Here is a 17,031-nt window from a genome sequence, read left to right on the forward strand (position 1 = left end):
TAGCGTACAAAATAAAAAGTTAGGGGTATCCGCTTCTTGTCAATACTTTTCTAATCTAATCCGTATTAATCCTTGCTTGCTGTAATCTACATTAATTATGCGATAACTCACATCATAAACAATTACTTTAGCATATGTATCCTCATTTAATCCAAAATACTCCTTACTTGCTTCATTATCTCTAACAGTAATCTCATAAATAGGTTGATTTAGATTAACCGCTTCATTAGATGAGATTGAAAAATCTTTGTATTTTAAAATAGAAGGAATATAACCTTTTAAAACTTCTCTTTCTTCATATATTGGTCTACCTAACTTGTCATATCCAATTAATACTTGTTCTATTTCATATCTAGGTATCGAATAGTTACAATATTCTAATGTAGCTTTAAACTTACCACCACGCAATTCTAATACGTCAGACGTAACCATGTAAATATTGTCGCTATCTTGATTAATCTTAGTATAATCACCACAATGGAATAAGCTTAATGAATGGATATGATACGCGGAATTAGGACTAAACGTAGCATTAGTTATTACTGCATTAATCGAAAATGGATTTTCCTCGTAAATGTTAAATTGATATTGAGTTTGAATTGATCTTATCGTATCTTGAATTAATTGATCATCTAATAACTTCATTTAATCACCTCTCAATTGTATAAAAGGAATGTACTGCTACTATTATTGTTTACTTTAATCTGTCTAATCTTATTGTCCAGTTGATCTATACGCTTCATTATATTGTCGCTGAACTCACTCACTGTCATATCATCAAGCTTAATAGCCTTCATCATCGTAGGGTTGTTAGCCAGTCCTTCTAACACTGAGAGAGCAGTAGCATAGATACCTTTCAAGTTAGACGTATCATTTGTATTATATGTATCAGTTGCTTGTAGTCCATTCTCTGCAAGATATATGCTCAACTTTTCGTCTTCTATATCTATACCTTCAATATCCATTTTTAATCGTTCTAAATTGTTAATATTCATTCAATCACCTTCCTAATATTCAATGTTTTATGCACTGTTTTATACTGCATAAATTATCAATTTGTACATACAATATATAAATACCTTATAAACGTTGATATATCAATAACTGCCCATAACCTATCTTATGTAAACTAAAACTGTTTTTAGCACAATAAAACGTTGGTACTACTACGTTTGTATAGCTTCTGCACACATAAATTAATACGATAAAAGTTGAGTATCAATGTTGTATATAATTGTATAAATATTAATCTCATTATTCCCTTCTTAACATCATCTACAATTAAATAAGTTGGTTACTAAAAGTAAGTAGATAGCTAATTATTTAACTATATTTCAAGGTTAATCATTGTTTTTTTATATTTAAGCGAGGGATGATGTGTACGTGTGCGTATTATATATAACAGAGCGTGAGTTTTTTAGCATATACACTATAAAGCATAAACCCTTGTCACTATTACATTTCATATCAACTTGTACACTACCATTTCCCCCTTTCTTATACTTCACTTTCATGTTTTAACGTACTAAATTATATTATGTATCTTACTATCATCTGTTGCTGTATCATACTCTACACCTTTAAGCCGACTTAACTCTCTCATTGTGTCATTTACGTATGGTGATTGTTCAATAATTGTCTCTAATGATATAGCGTTCATATCGAATTGAGTTTTCATATTATCCAAAATTTCTTTATGATTGCTTGGAGTATTGTATTGGAAATTAAACTCAAGTGATACCATCTCTTCATCTAAAATAGTAATACCTTTATATTTCAATAAACGCTGCACCTTTTCCCAACGTTGATAAAATCCATCTCTGAGGTAAGTTTCATTTACTCCTGCTTGTGTATCCGCTAATGAGAATAAAAGTTTAATGGATACTTCACTTAAATTGCTAATATCTGTCTTGTTCATAGAAACGGCAGGAGTTGACGATACATCAAGTAAGGTCTGCATTAGCGTTTTATAAACTAAATCAAATGACTTACTATCTAATTGACCGTTTACTAATTCAAAATCACTACCGTCATCTAATGTGAGACCCGCACCTACAATTTCCTTTGGTATCGAGCCATTAGTAAGTTGCTGACCTTTTACCACTGGTATCGGATTTAGAAACTTATACATGCTGTCTGTATATTTACTAAGCAAATCTTCCATGTTATCTAAAATATTTTGATAATCGTCCAACTCACTTTTACCAATACGATCACTTAATTCGTGTAAAGTTTTGTAATGAATAGGCAAACCACTTAACGATGGACTTTCCCCTAGCTTATTAGTCTTCCCACCTTCATTTGACCATTCTTGTACACTCGTATCTGTATATAGGTTGTAGTATGTAATCCCATCAAAAGTATAATGCTCAATAAAAGCAATCATCTCATTGTAATTGTTATAGACAGGTATGCCATTGTCTCCAGAAATTAGTTTAGATTGGATGCGATTATTTTTATCAATATATATGTACTCTGATACTTCCCCGAATTTTAATAACTGTAAAAGAATTTGAACATTTACATCATCGAAACGACCTAACCTATTTACCTTATTAAATTCTTTAACCATCGATTCATCACCTATCAAATTGACAGGATTTTTAAGTAGATATTGTGCCTTAAAGTTTAAAATCGTTTTAGCCATCTGAATTACGATACGTCTAGGCTCTACAACTTCACCGTTATATTTGTAATTCGGACGCTTTAATATTTCGTGCTCACCGTTCAAATAATCTTTAATCTGCACAACGTTTAATATACGACTCTGATTCTCGTATGAAGTAGCTTCATCAATAAACCATGTGGCTTTATTTTTATGTTTGACTGCAATATAGTTTTCTAAATTCATTTTCTACATCCTTTCTTTGATAAAATAAAAAACACCCTCACTAATGAGAGTGTTTAATATATTACTTATTTATTTCTTCGAAGAAGTTATCCCATTGCTCACTATTTTTTTCTTCATGATTCTTTACACCTTGTAATAAACCTATAATATAGTTTAAAGTATCTTCTAAAACTATTTCTTCTGATAGATAAATATCAATAATGCTATTGGACTTTTCTATGAATTGTTTAGTACTATCATTTGAATTATATTTATCTTGTAAATATAAAGTACATTCAGTAGTCCATTCACTAAAATTAGTAAAAGTTGTTTTATTAATATTCCCTTTAAAACCTAAACCTCTTTGAATTAATTGTTCAATATTCAACTTAAATACCTCCTTTCTATCTACTACATTCGACATATAGGTGGATAATTCCTCTTAATTTCCAAACCTAAACGGAACATTATTCCATTTAAATCAGACATACCATTTACTTGCTTTCATTCCTTGTACAGATAAACAAGCAGCAATAACTAAATCGTCATGATTCTTTTCAGTATTCCCTCGCTTATTACCTAATTTCCCATTATTCTCAATGAACATTTGCATCTGTTGTAATAGCTGCTTACATTCAATATTAATTAAACCCTTCTCGAATTGCTCTTTGAAGTCAGAAATAAAAATAGCCTTATTTGATTGAGTAGTAACCCAACCTAGTTGAAGTTTTTTCTTCCCTCGTTCATCGAACATTTTTTGTTTGTACATATTTTCATATCCGCACTCTTTTCTCAATCGTTCAATAACAGGTAAGCCGTAACTATTTCTCTCGACAACTAAAAAAGCGTAGTTATAATAACGTCCTAACTCGTTAATTAACTCCGCAAATTCATATACTGCTATTTTATTTGATTCAAAAGTTAATACTTGTTGTCCATCTTCATCAAAACCAATAATAGTAGATGAGTCATTATTTCCACCTGAACCCGATGCTGTATCAATACCAAAATAATATTTTTTCCCCACTTGTGGCGAATCGAACAATATAATTCCCTTACTAGCCCATTGTCGAATGCTCTCATGTAAGTTTGAGCGTACTTCATTTTTAGGAATTGGCTCTTTTGCATAAGATAATCGGTTTAATACCTTAGTTTGATCGAAGACTGCATTACCATTCGAATTGAGAAATGACTGGATAGCCGTACTTGGATATTCTTGATAAAAGTCTTGTTCTGATTCCATATCTAAAATCTTATATCTGCGCCAACATAGACAAGTTAATGTAGCCCCTAGTTTATGTAGGGCTAGTTCTTCGTCATCTAAATCATTTTTAGTTAACTTTTTACCGTTATTATTAGCCTTCCACCATTCCACGCTCTCTGCATAATCATGTGCAAATTGTTTTTCATAAAGTTTATGGAAGAAAGGTACAAAATAGACAACGAATTTCGACTTATTTTTTAAACCCTGCATACTGATCCGATAGTGGTGGTTAGAAATGCCATTTGAAGTTGATTCGATTGTTAATTGACTATGCTCACCTTTTGCAAGTGACTGTTCCACAGATAATAGTTGCTTTTCTTGATTACTATAAAATGCAAATTCAGAAAGATGTATGTAAGTGTATGTTGAACCCCTACCTATATCTTTGTTCCCCGAGGTACATGATTTGATTTTACTGCCATTAGAAAATACTAATTCATCTCGATTATCACGCTTTACTTTAGGAAATAAATCAGGATACTTATTTCTAGGGATATAATCATTCATCTGTTTCAACTTCTCAAATAAGGCAACTGCACTGTCTGATTTGTAACTAACAATTAAGATATTCTCATTTTCTTTCGTCAACGCTCTATGTAACGCTCGACCAAGCACGAATGTACTGATTCCAGATTGTCGGGCTTTTAAAACATTAATAAACCTATTATGCTGCATCAATTCATTGATTTCTAACTGTGCAGAGTTTAAGTCAAATTTGACGATATAATTGTTGTTATCCGTTATGTAAATAAAATTCTTCGCAAACAATGGGAAACTATCAAAAACTTTTTTAATCTTTATATTCATCTTAATCTAACTCCAGATCATCATATGTATTAGTAGTCTGCTTACCCTTATTCGCTTGCTTGTTATATTGTTGTACCTGTTTTTGTAAATCTAATAGCAATTTTATTGACTTTTCATCACCTGTAAGGGCTTTTTCTTTTACAATTGAATATACATCTTCTAAGTCCTTACCTGCTTGTGATTCTATCATTATATTTACTAGAGCATGATAGGATTCATCACGCTCCCACCGTTTCATATACGCTAAACTTTTTGATTTAATTAATTTACATAGTTCTTCTTCAGTCAGGGGTATTTCACGCAAGACTGATAAATTATGCTTCCATAAAAAATACTCTTTCTTTTTCCATGACACTGTATTTAATGCTTCATATATATTCATTGTTTAATTTCCTCCTCAAATAAAAAAGCAAGTCCATTTTCGGACTCACCCTAGTGATACTTTCGCTATAGTCTTTACTATTTTAGTAAGGCTGTTTTCTCAAAGATTGTTGCTTCTGGTTTGTCTATCTTATTCAACTAAAGCAGAATAAAATCAAACTTCTACAGATAAATCAATCCAAATTTCATGCCATTTTTTCTCCTGCATACGCTCAATATATATTGAACGTAACTTGCTATTATTTTGATAATATGGAGTAGGTTTAACAATCTTTTTAAACAAATCATCCAGTCCGTATGGAGCCATTATTTTAAGTTCACTATTGCATATTTTTACAGCTATTGCAGTTGGTATTTCTGTAAAATGGGCAACACCATCAAAGGAAGAATTATAAGAATCAAATCCATTTTTTAAATGCATACGTGCTTGATTTTTTACCGACCACGGCTGGTTAGGTATTAAAATTTCTAATTTTTTTTCTAAATCTTTTTCTGTTTCCCACGAAGTATCTATGTTGTCAAAATAAATAACATCAATGTCATTTATAGGTGTATTGATGTTATGTAAAACATCCCACACTTTATTTCTAATGAGTCCAGCTGCAACCCAAGCATCATTTAAATTTAGTTTCTCAACGCTTTTTAAAATAGAGATTATATACTTGTCATTTTTGATAATATTTATCAACTGCGTTTCGTAATTAGTCACATCAATTCTCCTTTATTCAAACCTGCTTTTTTCTTGAACATTATAACGTAAAACTTTATGTAAATTTAACTTTCCAATCCGAAACATCTTATTCAACTAATCTGCCCCGTTAGTTGAATAACATATTAAGGTCATCACCATTTAAGTTACGACTAAATTAGCTATTTAAACTATGAAATCCTAAAACCATACCATTTTAATAATATATATAATATATGTTCCATTTCTTATTTATTACTTATATATAGAATAATAATATAAAAGTCAAAGTATATTATATATATAGTTAAAAGTGTATGGTTTTAGAAAAATACAAGTTTAAAATGGTAAATCGCTAATATCTATATCAATTCCATCATGTGTAAATGTATCTTCATTTTTAAATTTATCTTTAAATTTTTCTTTGTACCATTTATCAGATATAAATTTAAGTTTCTCATATTCAATCTTGTCGGCTGAAAAGTCAGCACTCGTATTTACTTTATGTGTAGATGGTACTCTATCTTTCTTAGGAACAGCAAAACTGAAATATTCTACATTATGTACTGTTGTAATTAGATTATGTGAACGTAATGCATTCATTATATTTGTAATACTATTTAATCCTATACCTGTTTCTTTAGCAATACGCATATATGTAGCGTTAAAATCACCGTTAAATTTATTACTTTTATCTAATAAATAAGCATATACATAGAATCCATTTACACCAATATCATCTGTAGACATACAGAATAGGAAAGTATCCATATCAATCATAGTTGTATCTGATATGTTAAAGAATGTACCTTCTTCATAGTAAACACCATTTTCATCTTCTTCAGGATAACGTTCAAATCCGAATACTGGATACTTACATGTTGTTCTACGAGTGATCCCCATCTGTCCTCTCCACTCATCTACAGTTTCGTATTCATATTCATTACAAAATTCTTGAATTGTCGTTATTTTTGGTACACGATCAATACCATACTCGTCATATACCATATCAGAAATTACAGGGAATTCATTTGTGGTAGTAAGGATGTTCTTTTTTTCTAGTAAGCCATTCTTTTTGATTATATAATTTACACGTTGTTCAGCAGGATTATATCCAAATAATTCTTTAATTTCCTCTACACTAGGTACATATGTGCTATAAGTTGAATAACGGTACATGTATGTTTGTAAATAGATATAGGAATACGTAAAACCAATATGTACTGGCTTCAATTCCTTATCTTCTTTCATTTGTAATAGTTGAGTAAATAATTCATTCGGTATTGCTACTGATAAATTGTACTGTTGTAAGCTTTCTTTTAATTTCATTAGTCTTATCTCCATTCAATCGTCTTAGTTTTAAGTATTAGTTGTATGTACGTGTCTCTTTATATTCATTAATCGCTTTTGTTAATTCATCTGTTTGCAAGTACATTGTAAAGATGTCATTATTCTCTAATCGTCTTGCTTTAGTTAAATAGCGAATATCTCTCAATTTTATAAATTCATATAAATCCTTGTTATAGCAATAAAAAAATCTTGGCTCTGTATTCATTGATTAATTTCCTCCATGTTGTTTTATCTAGTTATTGATTATGTAATTTTTATATTGAATTTCTTTATCAACGCTTAGTTTAAGTATGTTATTTTCAAATCTGCTCAAGGCAGCAATACTAATACCGATATGATTTGATATATCTTTAAGCAATATTTTCTTCTTACGTCTTAATAGATATAATTCATCCTTCGTCATTACATGTATTTCATCCCTTTCATATAGTAAAAAAGGAGTCCACAAAATTGCGAACTCCAATTAACTATGTATGTATTAATTATTCTGTTACAGTTAATACAGCAACTGCTTTTGGACTGCGTACAACTAATGTTGACTCACAGACAATTTGACCTTTTGTTGCATCTCCAACTTTTGCTAATGGCTCAAATGTAACAGGACGTAAATCTGCCATATTAACGTATGAGTCATTGAATAATACAATTTTATCGGCTGGAATATCACGACTTAGTACAACGTTAACTGTTCCAAAATTCGTATTGATCGACTCAACTAATAATCCGAAATTCATTTCTTTGTGAGTGTATGAATACTTTTCTTTGTAAATAGCGTCAATTTTGTCTTTTACATCTGCATTAACAAATGCATAGTATGTACCTGACGTTAATTTGTTGTTCCAAAGTTGACGCATACCTTCTTTAATTAATGCTTCTACATCTGTATTAGATTTAGCATTAGTATTATCTGCAAACTCGATTAAACCTGACATTTGACGGATAAACGGTGTTTTTGAACCATCCTTTTTAAGACCGTTGATTAGTACAGATTCTAGTTTCTGCTTTAATTCTAAAAGGCGATCGCTTACCTCTTCACTAAATTTACCTGACTGCATTGCTTCAGCAGTACCCGAAATCTGCACAGCACGTTTAAAGATTTGTAGAATATTACTAATTTCACGTTTTGATGATTGTTGGAATGTAGTTGTATCTGCACCCTCTACCGCATCTGTTTCACCATCTGTAGCAAGTGATTTTTCCTTCCATGTGTAGACAGTTGACATTGCTTTCTCTATACCTTTTGACAGTAATAAAGATGAGAATGGTGTATCTTGTACTCCTAATAAAGCTAACTCTTGTGACAATGAAATGCTTTCTGTTGCTGTAAATCCGTTTGTACTTGTAATCATGAATAATTTCCTTCTTTCTTTTTGTGTTTTTTATGTATGGGTGTCCCCAACTTGGAGATTGGTACTACTTTTAACGACAACAATTTTGTGGTGGTTGGTTCTTACTTACCGAAAAACTTTGATAGTTTAAATTTAATTGCTGAATTAACATCACCATCGTTAATAGCTTGCTCATAAGCTTGTTGTTTAGCTACCTCTTTTGGTTGATATGCTTTCTCCATTAAGATTGCATTAACTGCCTGTTCAATTACTGTTACTTGCTCCTCTACCGTTACGTCTTGTTTAGCAAATACATCAAAAATTGACTTAAATGGACTTAAACCTTTATCCTTTAGTGCATTGTCAACTTGAAATGCTCGTAACTCTGCTTTCTGTTGTTCAATCTGCTCAAGTAAAGCGTTAGTATTATCTACCTGTGATTGCTCTGATTCATCAATTGATTGACTATCATTAGCAGTCTGCTCTACTTGTTGATCCTCTACTGTTACTTCTGTTTGTTCTTCCATGCTTAATTTCTCCTTTACTTATTTTTTATATTAAAATTACACTAGCATCCATTTTTAGATACGTAGCGTATTAATATAGATGTTATAGAACCAATCTAGTATTATTTATCATCTAACTGTTTATGACGTTTAAATCAATTAGAATCAATTAAATTATTAATAGGTTAAATATTTGATAATTTACTAAAAAAAGAGAAAGAACAAGGCTATGTGGACAACCCTGTTCTCTCAAAAGAGGAAAAAGAAATATGCTTATGACAACATAAAATATATCTCACTAATATATCAGTTTAGTTACAACCTAAATTTAAACATTTTTTACATTTTATAAAACTTTTCAACAATTAAATTATTATATGTGACATCTCTTGCAATATTTCCAACTGCTTTATATGTATCTTTTATGTATTGATTTAGTATGCGATTGACTATATTTACTACTCTATCCTTTTCACGACCTGTAAATGTAATTTTGTCATTTGTAAAGCTAGCAACTACATCATCAAATAAGTTGTGTTCCTTATTGCGTAAATTATCAAATATTACATCAAATACTGTGTACGATTTATCATTATGTTCGTTATAAAATTTATAATTATCTTGTAAAAACTTATATGTATATTTAAAGAAGTCAAACTTATCAATGTCGCCGCAATGGATAATGTTGTTATAATTATGTATGTGATTTTCAATTATTGTTATGGTATTTGGTGACTTATGTGCTATCTGCGTTAATTTATAATCTATGTATTTTTCACGGGTTCTTTTGTTTGCTGCCTTTAATAAATTATTTACGTTTTGTTGACTGCATCCTAATTTTTCAGCTATTGCTTGTTCAGTGAATCCAGCCCTCTTTAAAGTGAATGGCACTAATTGAGGTTTTGAAAGAATTTCTTCATATCCACCAATCGCTTCAACAAATAAATCATATGAAGATTGGATATGCTCATCATTATATTGTCTTAATGCAACTTGATCGTATAAACTAGCATCTCCATTATTATCATCTTTGTATACAATATGTTCAGGAACATTTATCTTTTGCTTTTCCCGTTCTGCTTTAATTTGATTGCTTACTAGCCCACTTAATGCTTTAAAAAACCAAACCTCAATTTGTCTATCTGTAAGGCTAAAATCAATTTCACGCTCATCAAAAATTTTCCATACAGCTACTAAAACATACGAATCTAAATCTCTACGATGGATACCGCTATATAGCTTATTGATATAGTTATGTACCTTGTTCATTGACTCAATCTTAAATCTTAATTGAACAATTTTATCTGGCTCTTTATCATAAGCGTTCATCTCCTCTATAATTTTTGTATCGTAAATATGATATAGTACATCCTCCTTTTCCTCTTTCGTGCTTACTTGTCTGTACGCTTGTAATGCTTCCTTTAAATTTTTAACCATTCCTTTTCCTCCAATATTTTTATTTTTTGTATTCACCCAAATAATAATGCGAAACTACCCAAGTAGCTAGTGAAGGTCTAAAATTATTTTTTAACAAGTACCCACTCAATTAAGAGTAGGTACTGAATGTTGCTTGGCTAATGAATCTTTTTTTTGATAGCTTCTTGTATTTCCTGTTCTGTTAATTTTAATTTTCCTCCTTTATCTATAAACTCACGTTCATTTTCATCATCATCAATTACTACAATGCTAGTAATTTCTGAATCTAAAACTTCTGGATTAATTTTTCTACCTTTATAAGTTTCTATATTTATTTTGTGAATGAGCCCAGAATAAAAAGTTTGTAAATCAAATGGACTCATACCTTTTACAAATACTCCTACTTCTAATTTTACAAACATGTCTTGATCTGTTAGTGCGTTCATTTGTTTTGTCATAATTGAACTCTCTCCTTAAAATTAAATAATAAAATACATAAAATATGTTGACGGATATAATCTTCAGGTGGTAATATAATAATAAGTAAATTACACAATAATATATGTCCATCGGCATTTTTAATCTATCACACTTACAGCTTAATGTAAAGTGTTTATTTGGTTTTTTATTCCATTGATTCTAAAATTATCATCCCAAAAAGATATGTAAAGAGTGCTGCACTCTACTCCCCAATAAAACATAATGTATCCTCTACCATCTCATATTTAATTAATTCCAATTGATTCTAGACGTTTTAATTAATCTCCTTACAATTTATCTAGTTACTATAAAACTCTAGTATATTTAATTCCTATGAATCCAATAACAATAAAAAGAGTCAACTCATAGATTGAATTAATCAATTCTATAAATCAACTCTTAATATTATTTACTCTTATCTTCTTTTAACCTTGGTATTGAAAATGAAGTTACTTGTGCACGTGGAACAATTTCCATATCAGTAGTCAAGAAACTATGTTTATTTATTATATCTGCCATTTTTGCTCCCGCTCCATGAATACTATATGCCTTAACTAAAGTTTGCACCTTACGTCCATCTGATAAACTTAGATCAACAATATATAAATTCCGTTTTAAAAATCCTAACATTTTTTAATCATCCCCTATTTACATTATTATTAATTCCAAATTGCATCTTAAATTCCATCTAATGTATATTATTTTTATTTCATATACAACTATTTAATTATTTCCAATTGATTCTAGACGTTTTAATAATTCATGATGTATTTATCGTCCTGTACGCTATTGTGCTTAAAATTAATTAGAATATATTAAATAACGTGCTTGACAACAGATGACCAATTTTCAACAGAATGGCTGTCTGCTTTAGGAAATGGACGCAAAGTTGTTACCTACTATCTAAAACTCAAATTAGAGTAATAGACAATAAGTAACTACCGATTTTCAACGTCATGGAGTTGCATGAGGTTACTGTATCGTCTTGTTTCGTAGGAAATTTTCATTTCTCATAATCTCATAACATTACAGTCCGATATGTGCTATTTGCAATTGATTCTAGCGTGATTATGATTACCGTTACCGTAGTAACCCTGTAATCCTCCTAGCCCTTAATGGTGGCTCTCACCAATTCAGATACACTCTAAACAAGCAAAGAGTTATGCAGTATCCTAGTCGTTTTTCTGCAACGGTACGACAAACCTTTCCAGTGTCTTTAACGTCTGTTATTGGGCAACCAAGACGGACTACACTTAAAAAAGGGTGCATTAAATAGAAGTTGCATCATCGAATTTTTTTCGATATAATGAACTCTAGTAATACACTTACGTCGGGAAACGTTTTAGTGTAATCGTATTTAGTTAAGGGAAGATGTTAGCGCATCCTCCCTTTTCTTATGCCTAAAATCAACTACCACAATTTTGTGGTCTCTAAACTGCTAAATCTACACGATCATTATCGTTGTTATCCTGACGTTCACCACCAGTTAGGAAATTTAGTGTCAATGCTTCTCCTTCACTCTCTAATTGTGTGAATTCATTTGCTATTAAAAGACTTAATTCTCTCATGTCCATTTACCTTATTCCTCCTATAAATCAAAATCATTTAATGGATTGTATTTCTCGTTTTGTTCATTTAAAGCAGTTCCCCACAAAGCTAAATACTTTTCAGTAATACTTAAATTCTTATGACGTAATATTTTTTGAAGCGTAAATACGTCCATTCCTGCTATTAAACAACGGTGAGCAAATGTATGCCTAAATGTATGTGCTGATAGTCGTACATCACTAAAATTCATGACCTCTTGTAATTTTTTAAACATATTTTTTATCGAATCATAAGTCATTTGTGTATTGTTATACTTCACAAATACAAAACTTGATAATGTTCCAAAATGCCGTTCACAATACAACTTATATTCCAGTAATTCCTGTAAAACTTTAGATGTCAGTGGAACTGTTTCTTGTCTGCGATTTTTACCGTAGATAGTCATTAAATAGTTTTCTGTATCAATATCAGACCACCGCAAATTTAATAACTCCCCTATTCGTATACCACTACCTAGCAATGTTGTGATGATACAACTATTCCTAAACGCTAAAAATTGCTTATCCTTTCCTTTTACCCTCCTGTAATAAGCCAACATTTTTCTGATATGAGCATCAGTAAATACCTCAATTTGAGTATCTTCTTTCATCTTGCTTATTTTGTTAATTGGATTTTTCAACAAAAACTCATTATCTTGTAAATGATTAAAAAAGGCTCTCAAGTGTTTCAGCTTTGTATTTATAGTAGGTGCTGAGTTTCCGCGTTCATTTTTACAATAAAGTAAATAACTTTTGATAATAGAAGGTGTAATATCATCTACATCAACTATCTCTTTTTCATATAACCACCTTTTAAATTCTCTAAAGAAAGCCTTATAACTTTGCAATGTATATTTGCTTAGATTTTGCAGTTCCTTTTCGTCTAAAAAATCCTGAATAGCAAATTTTAATAACACAAAAAAGACACCTCCTTTTAGATTTTAACAATCCAAAGAAAGTGTCTATATTATTTAGAAATAGGGCTATATGACACCACTATCCTAAAATACAATATAAATATTTAAAAATCTTACAATAATAACGTTTGTAGCATATCACCATTCCTTATAAAAAATGCTTTCCTCGTAGGGTTATGGTGTGTACTCATAATAGGCAGGTATCCTGACTCATGATCATCGCTACCTTTCCCCTTCCCGTCGTTAAACAGTGGTATATGAAAAGTCGCTCACATTTACAGTTGCGGGACAGTGTCGGATTTGCACCGACTTCCCTTTTAAGTAAATTGCACGCAATTTACACCTATTACTCCACGCTATTCAGTTGTTAAGAAACTGGAAAATACCGAGTTCCCTACCTTTAATTGTAAAGTACTGTATTTTTAAAGTCAATTGAGTCTGGTTGGATCTTAATACAACTTCGGAGCTTTTCGTAGTTTAGTTGCTTGCTCAAATGAAAATGCGAGTTTTATTAGTACATCCTCACTAAATGCAGTTCCTGCAAATGTTACCCCAAACGGTCTCCCATTTTTCATATACCCTGCTGGGACGGCAATAGACGGATATCCAGCTTTCGCACTAATTGTTGAACCTATATATGATGGAAAGATAATCGCATCTAATTCATATTTTTTTAATGTATAATCGATTCCTTGCTCTTGAGAAAAATACAAATCCTCTAGTTTTGCATTTAAATAGTCAGAATCTCTTAACGTATTCGATAATTTCTCTCTCGATTCCAATTTATCCTGACCATATTTTAACGACTTTCCTTTTGATCGTTTATTAAATTGAATTAACTCAGAAATAGAATGGACAGGCATTTGGGAAGGTAGATTTACAAGAAAATTATTTAAACTATGCTTTAATTCGTATTGCGGTACTCCCCATTTCCAGTCTCTATGAAAAGAAGGGATTTCGACGCCTTCAATAATAACGGCTCCTTGCTCTCTCAAAACCTGAATGGCATTATTAAAAAGTGTTCCGTCATATTCCACTGAGTCATAATAATCTTTTGAGGCATTATTATAAACACCAATTCTAGCACCAATTAATCCAGTTGCATCTAAAAAATTGGTGTAATCTTTATATAACTTTTGTTCACTTTTATATGTAGCGACGTCGTCTTGATCTACTCCTGTTAATACGCCCAATAAAATAGCTGCATCTGTTACAGTTCTAGCCATTGATCCTGCTGTATCTTGAGAGTATGTAAACAGAATAATGCCCTGTCGACTAATGAGCCCAACAGTCGGTTTTATGCCAACTACTGAATTTTGTATAGCTGGACTTAAAATCGAAGCGTCTGTCTCAGTTCCAATTGATAAAACAGAAAAATTCGCTGCAACTGCTACCGCTGATCCTGAGCTAGATCCTCCCACATAAAGTTCTGGATCACCATAAGGATTAAGTGTTTGTCCACCTCGAGAACTATAGCCTGCCCACATCGTACTCGACATACCGTTTGCTAATTCAGTCATATTTGTTTTTCCTAAAATAACAGCCCCTGCTTCACGAAGCTTTTTTACTAGAAATGCATCCTGCTTTGCTAAATAATTTTCTAATGCTATTACACCTGCACTAGTGTGCATAAAGTCTTTCGTTTCGATATTATCTTTTAAAACCACCGGAATTCCGTGTAGTGGCCCTCTAGCCCCTTTTGTTAATCTTTCCTCATCTAATGCTTCAGCAATAAATATCGCTTCAGGATTAATTTCAAGCATAGAATTAATTTTCTGTCCACCTTGATCATACTTAGCAATTCTATGTAAATAATACATAGTTAATTCTTTTGATGTTATATCACCTTGTTCCATTGCTGTCTGAATATCATTTACTGACAATTCTTCTTTAAGAAAGCTATTAAAATTTATCCCCATTCATATTCCCTACCCTTCTTTCAATATTATACCAAAAAGGTAAACTTATACCTAAATTATTTATGATTAGCATAGTACTTTTAACGATAACAACCGATTTTTTCGGCTTATTTAATATTTAATTTTCGGCTCTACGCTAATCAATGCACTTGATAAAAAAAGGCTATTTCGCAGAAAATTTATTCCTGCAAAATAGCCTTTTTTTTATGGGTAATATAGTTCTTTCAATTATTGTCCACTAAATCTCTGTGTAAGCTTTTGTAAATTTTCAGCTTGTACACATAAGTCTTGCGACACCACCATGTTGACCGCTTGCATGGAGGCACTTTGCTCATCAACAGACTGCAGAATGACCCCTGTATAATTAGACAAACTATCCATTCCGTTTGCAATTGTCGATACTAAATTTGTAACCTCATTCGCGCTACTTGAAAGCTCTTCTGCTGTTGCGGAAATATCCTCTAGTTGGTTCGTCATTTTACTAACGTGCTGAGAAATCGTACCGAATGACTTTGTAGCCTCATCAATGACATAGACGCCCTGTTGAACATTTTTCAAGTCCTTTTCAACAGAGGTAGCTACTTGTTTTGTATCGCTTTCTATTCCAACTACAAGCTCGACAATTTGAATAGCCGAATGCTTAGATTGCTCTGCCAATTTTCGAACTTCCTCTGCGACTACTGCAAAGCCTTTACCATGCTCGCCAGCACGCGCTGCTTCAATTGCTGCATTTAATGCTAGCAAATTTGTTTGATCAGTAATAGCCGTAATCATGTCTGTCATAGACTTGATATCAGTCATTTTGCTTGATAATTGCTGCATTAATTCACTTGTTTTTTCAGTAGAAGTTGAAATAAACTCCATTTGATTTTTAGCTACATGTAAAATTTCCGCACCATTTCCTGCGATGTCATTTGCTTCTTTTGCATGATCAAATACATCTTGCGTTGCCACAGTAATACGTTCAATGCCATCTGCAGTTTCTTGCATAGCAATCGCACTTTCATTTGCAGATTGTGCTGCTTTCTTAAGACCCTCAGTCGTATTCTCCATTTGTGAATCAACTTCATTAACTGCATCTGTAATTTCATTTGTACTTGCTGATAGCTCCTCTATGCTCGCTGATAAATCTGTAGAACTACTTGCAATTTTTTGTGTCATTGTATGTAATTGTTCTTTCATCTTTAAAAACGCTTTAGCTAAGTCTGATACCTCATCATTGGAATTAATTTCAATCGGAGCAGTACTTAAATTTCCATCAGCAATTGCTTGAGCGGATTCAGCTAATTGATTAATAGGCTTAATAATTTTAAATTTCACATAGAAAATACACGATAATGTCATAGTAATTCCTATTACTGTTAATAAAGTGGATAGCCATTTTAATGAAGTTAAATTTGCTAGGTCTATAATTAAAATAACACCCATAAGAACATTTAAAGTAGAAAAGCAAATTATACTTCTTTTCCGTAAAGTCATACTAAATTCCTCCAACTATAATATTATTCCAACGTAGTTATTATAGTTTAATTCTACTGAAATTCATAGAAAAAAGACCA

Annotated in this window: 18 protein-coding genes and 1 riboswitch; all 18 genes read right to left on the minus strand. The window is 31.5% G+C overall.

The window, feature by feature from the left end:
- Window positions 1-39: 39 nt before the first annotated feature.
- The 18 genes from ACIPKN_RS03580 to ACIPKN_RS03665 all read right to left on the minus strand — a co-directional run bounded on the left by ACIPKN_RS03580 (window position 40) and on the right by ACIPKN_RS03665 (window position 16,951).
- Entirely contained in the window at window positions 40-645 is a 606-nt protein-coding gene (locus ACIPKN_RS03580; protein ID WP_400933461.1) for a hypothetical protein, read from the minus strand.
- An 11-nt stretch (window positions 646-656) separates the two neighbouring features.
- Window positions 657-995 (minus strand): hypothetical protein, encoded by a 339-nt coding sequence (locus ACIPKN_RS03585; RefSeq protein WP_400933463.1) that lies wholly within the window; start codon window positions 993-995, stop codon window positions 657-659.
- 530 nt (window positions 996-1,525) lie between these two features.
- Window positions 1,526-2,851, minus strand: coding sequence for a phage portal protein (locus ACIPKN_RS03590; RefSeq protein WP_400933465.1), 1,326 nt, complete (start codon window positions 2,849-2,851; stop codon window positions 1,526-1,528).
- Window positions 2,852-2,912: 61 nt separating this feature from the next.
- On the minus strand, window positions 2,913-3,218 hold the full coding sequence (locus tag ACIPKN_RS03595) for a hypothetical protein (protein ID WP_400933467.1): 306 nt from the start codon (window positions 3,216-3,218) through the stop codon (window positions 2,913-2,915).
- Window positions 3,219-3,311: 93 nt separating this feature from the next.
- Window positions 3,312-4,901 carry a terminase large subunit domain-containing protein gene (locus ACIPKN_RS03600; protein WP_400933469.1) on the minus strand — a complete coding sequence of 530 codons (1,590 nt, stop codon included), beginning with the start codon at window positions 4,899-4,901 and terminating at the stop codon, window positions 3,312-3,314.
- Between the two features lies 1 nt (window position 4,902).
- The gene (locus tag ACIPKN_RS03605; RefSeq protein ID WP_400933471.1) at window positions 4,903-5,283 is read right to left on the minus strand and encodes a hypothetical protein; all 381 of its coding nucleotides are present in this window, start codon (window positions 5,281-5,283) and stop codon (window positions 4,903-4,905) included.
- Window positions 5,284-5,436: 153 nt separating this feature from the next.
- A complete protein-coding gene (locus ACIPKN_RS03610; protein WP_400933473.1) occupies window positions 5,437-5,991 on the minus strand; it encodes a nucleotidyltransferase family protein in 555 nt (184 codons plus the stop codon).
- Between the two features lie 318 nt (window positions 5,992-6,309).
- On the minus strand, window positions 6,310-7,299 hold the full coding sequence (locus ACIPKN_RS03615; protein WP_400933475.1) for a helix-turn-helix domain-containing protein: 990 nt from the start codon (window positions 7,297-7,299) through the stop codon (window positions 6,310-6,312).
- A gap of 37 nt (window positions 7,300-7,336) precedes the next feature.
- Window positions 7,337-7,525: a hypothetical protein gene (locus tag ACIPKN_RS03620; protein ID WP_400933477.1), complete on the minus strand. Its 189-nt coding sequence runs from the start codon at window positions 7,523-7,525 to the stop codon at window positions 7,337-7,339.
- 277 nt (window positions 7,526-7,802) lie between these two features.
- Complete coding sequence (locus ACIPKN_RS03625) at window positions 7,803-8,669, minus strand: SU10 major capsid protein (RefSeq protein WP_400933479.1); 867 nt, start codon at window positions 8,667-8,669, stop codon at window positions 7,803-7,805.
- A 101-nt stretch (window positions 8,670-8,770) separates the two neighbouring features.
- Entirely contained in the window at window positions 8,771-9,175 is a 405-nt protein-coding gene (locus ACIPKN_RS03630) for a hypothetical protein (RefSeq protein WP_400933481.1), read from the minus strand.
- 318 nt (window positions 9,176-9,493) lie between these two features.
- Complete coding sequence (locus ACIPKN_RS03635) at window positions 9,494-10,591, minus strand: sigma-70 RNA polymerase sigma factor region 4 domain-containing protein (protein WP_400933483.1); 1,098 nt, start codon at window positions 10,589-10,591, stop codon at window positions 9,494-9,496.
- A 137-nt stretch (window positions 10,592-10,728) separates the two neighbouring features.
- Window positions 10,729-11,028: a hypothetical protein gene (locus ACIPKN_RS03640; RefSeq protein ID WP_400933485.1), complete on the minus strand. Its 300-nt coding sequence runs from the start codon at window positions 11,026-11,028 to the stop codon at window positions 10,729-10,731.
- Window positions 11,029-11,455: 427 nt separating this feature from the next.
- A complete protein-coding gene (locus ACIPKN_RS03645) occupies window positions 11,456-11,680 on the minus strand; it encodes a hypothetical protein (protein WP_400933487.1) in 225 nt (74 codons plus the stop codon).
- 800 nt (window positions 11,681-12,480) lie between these two features.
- Entirely contained in the window at window positions 12,481-12,624 is a 144-nt protein-coding gene (locus ACIPKN_RS03650) for a hypothetical protein (RefSeq protein WP_400933489.1), read from the minus strand.
- Between the two features lie 14 nt (window positions 12,625-12,638).
- Window positions 12,639-13,553 carry a tyrosine-type recombinase/integrase gene (locus tag ACIPKN_RS03655; RefSeq protein WP_400933491.1) on the minus strand — a complete coding sequence of 305 codons (915 nt, stop codon included), beginning with the start codon at window positions 13,551-13,553 and terminating at the stop codon, window positions 12,639-12,641.
- Window positions 13,554-13,731: 178 nt separating this feature from the next.
- A riboswitch (cobalamin riboswitch) is annotated at window positions 13,732-13,915 on the minus strand.
- Between the two features lie 87 nt (window positions 13,916-14,002).
- Window positions 14,003-15,472 carry an amidase family protein gene (locus ACIPKN_RS03660; RefSeq protein WP_400933493.1) on the minus strand — a complete coding sequence of 490 codons (1,470 nt, stop codon included), beginning with the start codon at window positions 15,470-15,472 and terminating at the stop codon, window positions 14,003-14,005.
- Between the two features lie 228 nt (window positions 15,473-15,700).
- The gene (locus ACIPKN_RS03665; RefSeq protein WP_400933495.1) at window positions 15,701-16,951 is read right to left on the minus strand and encodes a methyl-accepting chemotaxis protein; all 1,251 of its coding nucleotides are present in this window, start codon (window positions 16,949-16,951) and stop codon (window positions 15,701-15,703) included.
- Window positions 16,952-17,031 lie beyond the last annotated feature (80 nt).

This window comes from Lysinibacillus sp. NPDC086135, assembly GCF_044746345.1.
Classification (GTDB): Bacteria; Bacillota; Bacilli; order Bacillales_A; family Planococcaceae; genus Lysinibacillus.